13 protein-coding genes are annotated in these 12,391 nt (G+C 37.0%); all 13 read right to left on the bottom strand.

What is annotated here, in order from left to right:
* Positions 1-33: 33 nt before the first annotated feature.
* The 13 genes from murC to IGJ66_RS05430 all read right to left on the bottom strand — a co-directional run bounded on the left by murC (position 34) and on the right by IGJ66_RS05430 (position 12,324).
* Positions 34-1,368, bottom strand: coding sequence for a UDP-N-acetylmuramate--L-alanine ligase (murC, locus tag IGJ66_RS05490; RefSeq protein ID WP_067481770.1), 1,335 nt, complete (start codon positions 1,366-1,368; stop codon positions 34-36).
* Positions 1,369-1,497: 129 nt separating this feature from the next.
* Positions 1,498-2,259, bottom strand: coding sequence for a YdcF family protein (locus tag IGJ66_RS05485; protein ID WP_218658202.1), 762 nt, complete (start codon positions 2,257-2,259; stop codon positions 1,498-1,500).
* Positions 2,260-2,286: 27 nt separating this feature from the next.
* Entirely contained in the window at positions 2,287-2,757 is a 471-nt protein-coding gene (locus IGJ66_RS05480) for a SprT family protein (protein WP_430616940.1), read from the bottom strand.
* 3 nt (positions 2,758-2,760) lie between these two features.
* Positions 2,761-4,941 (bottom strand): Tex family protein, encoded by a 2,181-nt coding sequence (locus IGJ66_RS05475; RefSeq protein ID WP_430616939.1) that lies wholly within the window; start codon positions 4,939-4,941, stop codon positions 2,761-2,763.
* Positions 4,942-5,100: 159 nt separating this feature from the next.
* Complete coding sequence (locus IGJ66_RS05470; RefSeq protein ID WP_430616938.1) at positions 5,101-5,835, bottom strand: metallophosphoesterase; 735 nt, start codon at positions 5,833-5,835, stop codon at positions 5,101-5,103.
* A gap of 115 nt (positions 5,836-5,950) precedes the next feature.
* A complete protein-coding gene (locus IGJ66_RS05465; RefSeq protein ID WP_071868454.1) occupies positions 5,951-6,892 on the bottom strand; it encodes a rhodanese-related sulfurtransferase in 942 nt (313 codons plus the stop codon).
* A 192-nt stretch (positions 6,893-7,084) separates the two neighbouring features.
* Positions 7,085-7,456 carry a VOC family protein gene (locus IGJ66_RS05460; protein WP_067481760.1) on the bottom strand — a complete coding sequence of 124 codons (372 nt, stop codon included), beginning with the start codon at positions 7,454-7,456 and terminating at the stop codon, positions 7,085-7,087.
* Between the two features lie 304 nt (positions 7,457-7,760).
* On the bottom strand, positions 7,761-9,152 hold the full coding sequence (locus IGJ66_RS05455; RefSeq protein ID WP_071868455.1) for an L-cystine transporter: 1,392 nt from the start codon (positions 9,150-9,152) through the stop codon (positions 7,761-7,763).
* A 216-nt stretch (positions 9,153-9,368) separates the two neighbouring features.
* The gene (locus IGJ66_RS05450) at positions 9,369-9,755 is read right to left on the bottom strand and encodes a DUF1149 family protein (RefSeq protein WP_067481756.1); all 387 of its coding nucleotides are present in this window, start codon (positions 9,753-9,755) and stop codon (positions 9,369-9,371) included.
* A gap of 55 nt (positions 9,756-9,810) precedes the next feature.
* Positions 9,811-10,428, bottom strand: coding sequence for an HAD-IA family hydrolase (locus tag IGJ66_RS05445; protein ID WP_430617018.1), 618 nt, complete (start codon positions 10,426-10,428; stop codon positions 9,811-9,813).
* 42 nt (positions 10,429-10,470) lie between these two features.
* Positions 10,471-11,139, bottom strand: coding sequence for a 2,3-bisphosphoglycerate-dependent phosphoglycerate mutase (locus IGJ66_RS05440; RefSeq protein ID WP_071868456.1), 669 nt, complete (start codon positions 11,137-11,139; stop codon positions 10,471-10,473).
* A 12-nt stretch (positions 11,140-11,151) separates the two neighbouring features.
* Entirely contained in the window at positions 11,152-11,601 is a 450-nt protein-coding gene (locus IGJ66_RS05435) for a hypothetical protein (RefSeq protein WP_067481752.1), read from the bottom strand.
* A 51-nt stretch (positions 11,602-11,652) separates the two neighbouring features.
* On the bottom strand, positions 11,653-12,324 hold the full coding sequence (locus IGJ66_RS05430) for a hypothetical protein (RefSeq protein WP_071868457.1): 672 nt from the start codon (positions 12,322-12,324) through the stop codon (positions 11,653-11,655).
* Between the last annotated feature and the right edge of the window lie 67 nt (positions 12,325-12,391).

Below are 12,391 nucleotides of genomic sequence, written 5' to 3'. Positions count from 1 at the left end.
CCGCTTTTGATTGATTTCGTCATTTGTTAGTGATTACAAGACGTTTCTTGTAGTATTGCTTAATAGTTTTTCATAGGCTTGTTCAAATTTTTGAACATCACCAGCTCCCATAAAGATAACAACTGCATCATGGTAGTCTAACAATGGTGAAACGTTATTTTCTTTCAGAACTTGCCCGCCTTTTTGAACTTTTTCACCTAGGTCTTCGATCTTAACATCACCTTGTTTTTCACGAGCTGAACCGAAAATATCACATAAGTACACGCGGTCTGCTAAATCTAATGCTTCAGCAAACTCATCCATCAACGCAATTGTTCGCGTAAAGGTATGCGGTTGGAAGACAGCAATGATTTCTTTATCTGGATATTTTTGACGTGCACCATCAATAGTTGCACGAATTTCTGCTGGATGATGTGCGTAGTCATCAACAATTGTCATGTCTGAAACGATTTTTTCGCTGAAACGACGTTTTACGCCAGGGAAAGTCAACATTTCTTCTGACACTTCTTTAAGGTCTAAGTCTTCAAAGTAAGCAACAGCGATTACACTTAAGGCATTTAGAATATTATGTTTTCCAAAAGCAGGAACCACAAAATGACCGATAAATTCGTCTTCATGGTACACATCAAAAGCTGAACCAGTTGTTGTTCGTTCAATATTTCGTGCTTGGATATCATCATTTTCGCTAATTCCATAGTAATAAATTGGCACGTCTGCTTCTAATTTTCTTAGATATTCATCATCACCATACGCAAAAATTGCTTTTTTCACTTGGCGAGCCATTGTTTGGAACGCGTTGTGGACATCTTCAATACTTGTATAGTAATCAGGATGATCAAAATCAATATTTGTCATAATCACATAATCAGGTGAATAAGCTAAGAAGTGACGACGATATTCACAAGCTTCAAATGCGAAAAATTCTGCACGTGGATCGCCATGTCCAGTACCGTCACCAATCAAATAACTTGTTGGGCGAACGCCTGTCAACACATGTGAAAGTAAACCAGTTGTACTTGTTTTACCGTGTGATCCAGTTACCGCGATACTTGTATAGTTTTGAATAAAGTCACCAATAAAATCATGGTAACGAATCACTTCAAGACCAAGTTCTTTGGCACGTTGAATTTCTTCATGAGTGTCAGGAAACGCATTCCCTGCGATGACTGTCATACCTGGTTTAATGTTATCTGCGCTAAATGGCAAGATTGTTATGTTTGCTTTTTCTAAATCTCTTTGTGTAAAGAAATATTTTTCAATATCTGATCCTTGAACATTTAGTCCTTCTTCATGTAATACTAGCGCCAATGAGCTCATTCCTGAACCTTTGATACCAACAAAATGATATAATTTTTCTTGATTTGTCATTTGAATCCTCTTCTCTTATCTATCATCCATTATTCATTCACATATTCAACACGTTTTTCATTATCTTATAAACAAATAAAAATTTCAACCAAATTTATTCGCAAACGACGTTTCTTACGAAATAATGAGTTACGTACGACAAAATTGCCAATTTGTCTGGGTCAAAATTTCTTGATAAGCTATCCAAATTTCTTTTGGAACTTCGACATGATTAAGGTAACCTTTCCCCTTAGGACCATAACCATGTTCATCATCATGTAAGCGAGCAATCTCTCCAAGCACTAATGACTTAAAGTAATTCAATGGCCACTGATTATCTAATTCCGGTTGTTTAAATGTCATAACAGCATTTGGTCCTTCCTCGTGCCAACGCTCCAATTGTGGAACAATTGGTACATAATTTTCAAATTCAACGGCTGTGTTTCCCCAAACTTTTTCAAAAGTTGCTCTTGTTCGTCGCTGTAGTATAGGATCATTCATCAGTAAAACTTTTTGTGGAGATAACTGCATCTTTTGCAGTTTATCTAACGCAAATTGAGCATTTTCTCCAGAATTTGTAGAATGTGACTCAACAAGTAACTGCGCATCTGAAAAATGATATTTTTCTTTTAAATAGCAACGATACATCTCGCTTTCGCTAAGCGTTTCTGCAAATAAAAATCCTTGATCCGCAAAATTTTTACGAAGTACAGGCGTCGCATGACCAACCCCGCCTACTAAAAAAAGATGAGCAATCTGTTTGTTTCGTAAAAGGTCAGCTGCATGATCAACCAAAACTGGTAACCCGTTTCCTGCAAGGATTAGTAGCGGAGCTGTTTGGTTTGGTTCTTCTGAACTCGTAGCTGGCTGATCAGCTAAAAATGCTAGTAGCAGATTCCAATTATCAATCATTTCAACGATACTCCTTTATCTATCTATTTAGTCATTATCGTCATTCGACCGTTTTGTTTCTTGCCAAACTAATTTTCCACGACAGCGTCCACAACGAAAACGTTTTGTATCAATTTTTCGTTTCCGATAAATCATTGTCTGACAACGTACGCATTGATAACATTCAATTTTACTAGTTTTTTTTGCTACAGCGGGGGCATAACGCAATCCACCTGTCTGTTGCAACAACTGTTTAAATTCACTATCTCGGTGACGATAGCCTCTCCCTGCTAAATGCAAATGATAATGACATAACTCATGTTTAATGATGCCGACAATGGTTTGTTCATCAGATTGAGCAAACAGTGTCGGGTTAAAGTCTAAATGATGATCATTCAAATGATAACGCCCGCCAGTTGTTTTCAGGCGTGCATTAAAAATAGCTTCATGCATAAACGGGCGTTGAAACCACTCAATCGAAATGGCTTCAACTAGCGTTTGTAATTCTTCTTGTGTCACTTTTTACTCCTCATAAGGCGAAAGCATAGTTAAACTAATACGACCTTTCTTCACATCGACTTGTTCGACCCATACAGTTACGACATCCCCAACAGAAACCACATCTGTTGGATGCTTAACAAACTTTTTACTTAATTTTGAGATGTGAACGAGTCCATCTTGCTTAACCCCAATATCCACAAAAGCACCAAAGTCGATAACATTTCGGACAGTCCCCTTTAATTCCATACCTGCTTTCAAGTCTTCCATACTTAAGACATCTTGGCGCAATAACGGTGCGGGCATTTCTTCCCGCATATCACGACCAGGTTGTGTCAACCCTTCTAAAATATCCGTCAAGGTCTCTTCACCAATCTCCATCGTTTTAGCTAAAGCTTCTGGTTTTAATTTTTTCAAGACTTCTGTTGCTTCAGAGGTTCCCAAATCTTTCTCAGTTAATTGATTCATGGTTAAAATTTCTTTTGCTACTGCATAACTTTCTGGGTGAATACCAGTATTGTCTAGTACATTTTTTCCATCAGGTATCCGTAAGAATCCAATAGCTTGTTCGTATGCTTTTGGCCCTAATCTTGGAACTTTTTTCAATTGTGTACGTGCATTGAACGCACCATTTTCATCACGATAAGTAACAATATTTTGCGCAATTGTTTTATTCAACCCGGAGATATGCTGTAGCAATTGTGGGCTTGCCGTGTTTACATCCACACCCACTTGGTTAACAACTGTCTCAACAACAAAGTCTAATTGCTCTGCCAATCTTTTTTGAGAAACATCGTGTTGGTACTGCCCAACACCGACTGCTTTCGGATCAATTTTTACTAATTCTGCCAATGGATCTTGCAAACGTCGTGCAATTGAAACAGCACTTCTTTCTTCAACTTGTAAATCAGGAAATTCAGTTCGAGCAACTTCGCTCGCAGAGTATACAGAGGCACCAGCTTCGTTGACAATTGCATAGTATGCTGTGTGATCCACGTTTTTTAACTGCTCCGCTACAAATAATTCTGATTCTCGGCTAGCTGTTCCGTTTCCGATTGCGACCATATCCACTTGATATTGATTGATTAGTTTTACAAATTGACCTTTTGCTGCTTCACGTTTTGCTTGGGCAGCTGGTTTGTGTGGATAGATTACTTCGATTGCTAGGACTTTCCCTGTAGCATCAACTACTGCTAATTTACACCCCGTACGATAAGCCGGGTCGAAGCCTAACACAACTTTTCCTTTTAAAGGTGGTTGCAATAATAAGTTACGCAAATTTTCACCAAAAATCGAAATGGCTTGTTCATCCGCTTTTTCAGTTAACTCATTGCGAACTTCACGTTCAATCGCTGGAGAAATAAACCGTTTGTAACTATCTTGATAAGCTTCACGCACATAACTTGCAGCAGGTGACGCTGGATTACCAACTAATTGACGTTCCAAATAATCCATTACTGCTGTTTCGTCTACTTGTAGATTGACTTTCAGAATGTCTTCTTTTTCTCCACGATTTGTTGCTAAAATACGGTGAGAAACCATTTTATGAACAGGCTCTGAGAAGTCGTAATACATCTCATAGACACCTTTCTCGTCTACGTCTGCATCTTTTACTAAACTTACATAACTACCTTTATTATAAGTATAAGAACGAATCCATGTTCTAAATTTAGCAGTATCGCTGACTTGCTCTGCAATGATTTCATGCGCACCTTGTAACGCATCCTCTACAGAAAAAACTTCTTTTTCTTCATTAATAAATGTTTGTGCATAAGTTTCAACTTTCTGGTCATTCAATTGCAATAACCATTCAGCAAGTGGTTCTAATCCTTTTTCTTTGGCAATCGTTGCCTTTGTACGGCGTTTTTGTTTATATGGACGATACAAATCTTCTACTTGTTGCATCTTGACTGATTGAACGATCCCGGCTTCTAATTCAGGAGTCAACTTTCCTTGTTCATCAATTAAGCGTAACACTTCCACTTTTCTTTTTTCTAAATTTTCTAAGTATGCGTAACGTTCTTCGATTTCCCGAATTTGGACTTCATCTAAGCTCCCCGTCATTTCTTTTCGGTAGCGTGCAATGAAAGGAACCGTATTTCCTTCACTCAATAAATGAAGAACCGTTGTTAATTGTTTTGTGTTATAGCTTGCCAATTCTTTTTGCACAAGCTGGATAATTGTTTGATTTAGCTTTTCTGTCATTGAGATGTTCTCCTTTGATTTGTTAGTCGCTTGTCTATTTTAGCATACTTTTTTTATGGAATAAAAACGGATGGAATTACAGAATAAAAAAGCATAGAACACGTCGTCCTACACTTTTTAGTAAAATTGATACTTGTTGTTCATGTACAACTATCTAAATTAAAAATCTGGTTGCCACGGTCCTTGATTGTTTTGATGCTCGATATCTTGTACAATTCCTTGCTCATCAAAAATCACGCCATGAATGGATCCTCCAAAAACAGCACCGCCATCAATTCCAATTTTATTGTCGCTTCGCCACAAGTCCGTTGTTTGCATATCGCCATGCAACATAGGTGTAATTGTATGGCCAAAAACGATTGTCTTACCCGTTTGATTTTTCCCGTGATGAAAGGGTTCACGAATCCAAATAAAATCTCTTGGACTAGTTTCTCGCCAATCTTTTTTCGTTAAATCTACTCCTGCATGAACAAATAAATACTGTTTCCATTCAAAATACAATGGCCTCTCCACTAAAAATTGAATCAGTTCGTCATATCTTGAACGAATCATCATTGCAATTTCCGTCGGAGAATATTCTTCTGTTGCACCCGGATGTAGTAAACTTTCAAAAGTTTCTTTACCACCATTACGCAAATACGCGTCATACCAATCTTCTGGAGAGTGTAAAAATTGCAAGAAATATTCCTCATGATTTCCACGCAAATAAATGGCTCCAGTTTCTTTTGCTAATTTCATTCCAAGTAAAAAACATTCTTTTGTTTTCGGTCCGCGATCGTTTAAATCACCAATCAAAACTAATTGATGAATTGTTGGATCGTACTCACGTACTAATTCTTGAAACAATTCATATTCTCCATGAACATCGCTGATTGCATAGACCAAAGATTTCATAACCATCGCATCCTTTCCTAAAAAGTATAGCGTAACTTTGCAAGTGATTCCAACAAAAAAAGAGCTAAAAGAAAAACAAGTTTGTGCTTTTCTTTTAGCTACTATATTAATTGATTTATTTAAAGTTTGCCGCCACGGTTTCTGTAATTTCTGTATCTGTTAAAGAATGCTCTTTAAGGTAACGATTGTGTGGATGTTGCGCGCATTCTTTTGAGCATGCGCCTAGATGTCGCGCTTCATTTTCTGCCGAAGTCAAAAATTGGCGGTTACATTCAGGATTTGAACAATTCACATAGCGTTCACATGGTGTTCCGTCAAACCAATCTCTACCGACAACTTGTTTATCGACATGATTGATTTCAACTGCAATTCGTTCATCAAAAACATACATTTGTCCATCCCATAATTCGCCTTGAACTTCAGGATCTTTTCCATATGTTGCAATTCCACCATGTAACTGTCCAACGTCTTTGAAACCTTCTCGAACTAACCAGCCAGAGAATTTTTCACAACGAATACCACCTGTACAATAAGTAACGACACGCTTGTCCATAAATTCTTCTTTATGATCGCGAATCCATTGTGGGAGTTCTCTAAAGCTACGGATTTCTGGTCGAACAGCTCCGCGGAAATGACCTAAATCATATTCGTAATCATTTCTCGCATCAATCACAACAGTTTCTTCATCAAGGATTGCTTCTTTAAATTCTTGCGGTGATAAATAAGCGCCTGTGGTATCTTTCGGATTGATATCATCCTCTAGTTTAAGAGAAACCAGTTCCGGACGTGGACGAACAAACATTTTTTTAAACGCATGCTCAGGACTTGGATCGACTTTGAAGAACGTATCTGCAAAACGCGCATCTGCTTTCATTGCATCCATATAAGCATTCGTATCTGCAATTGTTCCTGATAACGTGCCATTAATTCCTTCCGTTGCGACAAGGATTCTCCCCTTCAAGTTCAATGACTTACAAAAAGCTAAATGTTCCTTTGCAAACATTTCTGGGTCTGCAATTGTTGTGTAATTATAATAAAGTAAAACTTGGTAATCCATACTGTGACATCCCTTCATTCTGATGATTCCCAAATAGTATAAGAAAGGATCAGGCATTTGACGATTTATTTGCTTGTGCATTTTTACGCAAGACTGAATAATTATAAAACTTTAGGTTTACATAATTATTTTATTGTTCGAAAAAAGAACCTTTTGCAGATTCTGTGACACATCCTCTACAAAAGTGTTCATTTATTTGCCGGTCACTGCAAAATAATTACCGTCTGGATCAGCAAAATTAAAAACATACTCTTCACCAATTTGAACAAGATCACCTAGTGTAACTTTGTTTGCTTGCATTTTTTTATATAAACCAAAGACGTCTTCACTTGCAAACATTAAAGATGGTGAATTTGACGCAACTTCTGGTGAATGTGCTTCAATAAATTTACGATCGTATAAAACTAATTTTGCTTGTGCATCAACTGCTGGGCCAATCTCAACAATCAATGTTCCATCCATTTCTTGACGATCCAATTCTGCAAAACCATTATCTGTCCAAAATGCTGCATTTTTTTCAACATCGTCGACATAAAGCATAATTTTTATTTCATTTGTAAACATCTTGTTCCTCCTAAAACCATTTTAAATGGTGATTAATCGTTGCTAGTTTACCATATACCTTCTATAAACTCTAGGTTTGTTTATTTAATAGAATTTTCTCATTTCTTTTTCATGTTTCCACTTTTCGGAATATTTATTTCTTGAAAACGAAAAAAGGTTGAGACAAAAGTAACCTAAATAAAAAAACGCCTAAAATTCGTTTTTTGAAAACGTTGGTTTTAGGCATTTTTTTAATTGAAAAATGTGTTAAGAACGATTGGGTTTCTAGTTTTGTCCCAATCTCTTAAGTTGTTGTTCTTAGACTTTATGCATTTACGTCAATAACTTTTGTCTCATCATTGATGACGTCACGATCCAAATCATGGATACGAGCACTTGTAACAATTCCAGCTACCATACTACCACTAACGTTTGTTGCAGTACGAGCCATGTCAATCAATGGTTCAACAGAGATAACTAAACCAACGATTGCTACTGGTAAATTCATTGCGCCTAACACAATCAATGAAGCAAATGTTGCTCCTCCACCGACACCAGCGACACCAAATGAACTGATTGTTACGATTGCTACTAACATCAAAATAAATTCTAAACTAAAGACATTAATACCTGCTGCTGGTGCAACAATTGTTGCCAACATTGCTGGATAAACACCGGCACAGCCATTTTGCCCAATTGACAAACCAAAACTTGCTGAAAAGTTCGCTGTTGCATCGTCAACACCAAGTGCTTTCGTTTGTGTTTCAATATTCAATGGCAATGCACCCGCACTAGAACGTGAGGTAAAAGCAAAACTCAATACAGGAAAAGCTTTTTTAAAGTAGCTGATTGGGTTCACTTTGACTGACATTAAAATGAGCGAATGAACGATTAACACCGCAAATAAAGCAATATATGAAGCTAACACAAATTTTCCTAAGTTCACAATTGCAGCGAAGTCACTTGTAGCCATGACGTTTGTCATCAAAGCAAGTACGCCATACGGTGTTAGGCGTAGAACCAATGTAACGATTCGCATAACTATTTTATATAAACTATCAATCAAATCTGAGAAAAAGGCTGCCTCTTTTGGTGCTTTACGTTTAACACCAAGGTATGCAACCCCAACAAATGCGGCGAAAATCACGACACCAATTGTACTTGTTGGTCGGCTTCCCGCTAAATCAGCAAAAACATTTTTAGGAATAAATGATAAGATTTGTTGAGGAATAGATAAGTTTTCAACTGTTTCTTGTCTAGTAGCTAATTCAGCAATACGTGCTGTTTCTGCTGCTCCCTCAGTAAACTTTGCACCTTGTAAATTAAAGAGCATCGTTGTCCCAATCCCAATCAATGCAGAGATTGCTGTTGTCGCTAACAAAGTTGTTAAAACTGTTGCGCTGATTTTACCTAATTTTTCCGAAACTTTCATTTTGGTAAACGCGCCGACAATTGAAATGAAAACCAATGGCATAATTAGCATTTGTAAGAAAGCAACGTAGCCATCTCCAACGATTCCGATCCATTCCATTGATTGAGTGACGACTTGATTATCAACCCCAAAGATAATTTGCAGTAGACCGCCAAAAACGATCCCGATTCCTAGCGCAGTAAAGACGCGCGTTGAAAATTTAGTATGGCGCTTTTGCATACGATAAAACACATATAATAATGCCGCAAAAACTAGAACCACTAAAACTGTGATGAGTGTTGTCATTTTTTTCCTCCTTAAAATTTTTTAATGACAAGTCCATCAAAGGAAGTAAAGGTTCCCGGGAATAATTCTTCAACTATTCCCCTGAAAAAAATTTGTATTTTTTCAGTGACTTGTTCATTCTAGCTCATTTTTTGCCAAATGGCATTCATTTTGCTTACATTTAGTAATAGAAAAAGAGTAGTAGCGATAGCTTTAAACTATCACCACTACTCTTTTTTATGCTTCTTTTTCTGATTGAAAATTTAATTTGACACCTGGTTCATCTAAAGCAATTTCTGTAATTTCATATGCCATTCGACTAACAATGTCAAACAAAGGAGCGACTAACTCATCCACTTCTTCTTGTGTCACATCTGCCTGTCCCTGAACTTTACGATTCAAAATGTGGTTGATTTGACTAACACTTCCAGATAGTACATATTGGTCGAATACTAAGCGAAACTCTAAACGAGCACCCACAATACTGTGTTCTTCTGGATAATTTTCAATCGTTTCATTCAACGGCGAAAAACCAACTTTTAAGTCAGTTTGGATTTCTTGATCTTTAGGCTTTTGGTCATAGTGAAAAGCCTCAACAACTTCTTTTTGTCTTCTAATTTCCATATCATCACTCCTCTATAAAAATTATAGCATATGAAAATTGAAAGCGGACAATATTTTAAATAATCTCTGGCAACTCAATGATTTGCTTCAGTTCATTCACAACATAAGTTGCGGGAATATCACCTAAAAAATAATCAATGTCATATAAACAAGTTGCAATTCCCGCGTTATTCCCTGCTTCAATATCTAAACGGCGATCACCAATCATCATTGATTCCACTTTTTGTAAGTGAAAATTTTGAATGATCGCATTTAAGGAAGATGGATCTGGTTTCCTAGGGAATTCTTGGTCTATTCCAACGACCGATTCAATTAACTCGTCTAAGCCAAAGTCTTTTAAAAGCCTCCAAGTCGAATCAGTTAAGCGGTGCGTTAGGATAAAGTGTCGTCCGCCACGCGCCTTCAAGTTTTCTAGAACTGTCTTTGTGTCTTGAAATGGTGCTGACACTTTTCGACTTTTTGTTTCGTACTGATGAAATAACGGCGTGAATTTCTCCTCTGACAACTGATAGTTTTGCCGTAATTGACTTGTCGAGTATTTTTTCATCACAAAATAAATTTCCTTTTTATCCGCTGCAATCCCAAAATCCTGTAAGGCACGCCACGCTCCATCAACCATTGCCGGATACGTATCGAATAATGTACCATCAAAATCCCAAATAAAATTCTTTATCAAAGTTCCTGCTCCTTTTTCCATACAAGTCACTCAAAGTTTTTATAAAATCTTTTTATCAATGATTGTTAGTTGCTCGTCAAATGTATATTGGATTGGTTGTGCATTTGGAATATCAATCGTATCCATTAAATCTTCTGGCACATCCTCCAAGTATTTCGTTAACGCACGCACACTGTTTCCGTGTCCGACAACTAAGAGGTTTTGTTGCTCACGAAGTCTAGGTGCAAGCGAATCTTCCCATAACGGGATTAGACGTTTAACCGTCATTTCTAGGCTTTCTCCACGGGAAACCAAACGAGGATCTAAAAAATCATACCTTCGATCAAATTGATTTTCCTTGGCAAGTGGCGGGACTTCACGATAAGCACGACGCCAAATTTTGACTTGTTCTGCCCCGTAGATGTCTTTCATTTCATCTTTATTTTTTCCAACTAGTTCACCATAATGACGTTCATTTAAGCGCCAGGTTTTGGTAATCGGAATCCACAATTGCCCCATTTCCTCTAAAGCGAATTGAGATGTTTTAATTGCCCGTTTCAAAACTGAAGTGTAGACAGCATCAAATTCTAAACCAGCTTCTTTCATTTTATTCCCAGCTTGGCTCGCTTGTTGCATACCTTTCGCAGTCAATGCCACATCTAACCAACCCGTCCAATAATTCATGAAATTCGCTTCACTCTCACCGTGACGTAACAAAACCATTTTCATTATTTTCACTTCCTATACGTTTGTTTCAAATCGTGTACCACACTTTTTGCATGTTACTCGAATCTTTCCACGGCCTTGCGGAGCACGTTGTTTTTGTTGGCAATTTGGACAAGAAAAAAACGTATACGTTTGGTAAGCCGTTTTCTTATTTGTCTTTGTTTTTCTTTTAGTGACTGTTTGAAAAAAGTTGCGTACCATTTGCCATTTTTTTAAAAAGCGCTGATTTTCATTCAATCTTGGATAGATTTTAGTTGATAAGAAGCGATAAAGCAAAAGTCCTAAAAACACTAACGAGAATAATCTGCCAGATTCATAAGGCAACCAGCGACTAAATAGACTAAACAAAAGCGACAAGATTAATAAAAAGCGATTCAGTTCATCAAATTTTGCATATCTTCCTTTCATTAGTTGTTGATATTTTTGATACATTTTAATCATTCGTTGTAACCAAACTTGAGCCATTTTTTCCTCCATTGACTATTTAATAGAATAAAAAGTGCAAAAGGAAAAGCCCTAATTGGCTTTTCCCATAGTTATTTGATGTAGCATATTTCGATTTTTTGTAAAATCGATTACGATTACTTTTTTCTCTTCAGCTCGTTTGACTACCCGAAACGTGTCTGCTAAAGGTAATGAAAGTTTTCGCGATGGTACTTGTTGAACTTGCAAATAACGATGAACCAGTGATAAAATCTGCGGAAATTGAATAGATGTATGTATCAGATTAGGATACTTTTTCAAAAGTTGTGTGGTTTTCAAAAGGTTCCTTTTTCTGCTAAGCGGTTTTAAAAAACTTTTTAAAATCTTCTGTTGTCGTTTAAAAATCGAAAAAGAATCTTCCTCATCGACTCGATAACGCATCTGATGTTGCAATTCAGCTGTACTTAAATGCACGGTACCTTCCTCAATTTCCACGTCAAGACCTGTTGGAAATAAATCCGTGGTTACTCGATCCCACTCTGTTAATGAGATTTCGATAGACTCTTTGACCGGTAGATCAAGTTCCTTTTCAAAAAAAGCTAGGATACCTGACGTGCCTTTCGTTCGATAAACTTCCCCTAAGGTTAATCCCTCTAAATGGAATTCTGGTGAAAAATGCAGCAACGTTTTTTCTTCATTTAATTGAACATAAATAAAAGTTGAACGTTCAACTGATTCATCTTTTAAAACAACTAAAAAATTCATTTTTCTCCTCCTTTACTTCCTTTTTAAAATAGCATACTTCTACTAAAATGTCAGAAAGATTCTAGGA

The organism is Enterococcus sp. DIV0176 (assembly GCF_050528535.1).
Classification (GTDB): domain Bacteria; phylum Bacillota; class Bacilli; order Lactobacillales; family Enterococcaceae; genus Enterococcus_B; species Enterococcus_B thailandicus.
This window is presented reverse-complemented; position numbering and strand designations above follow the sequence as displayed.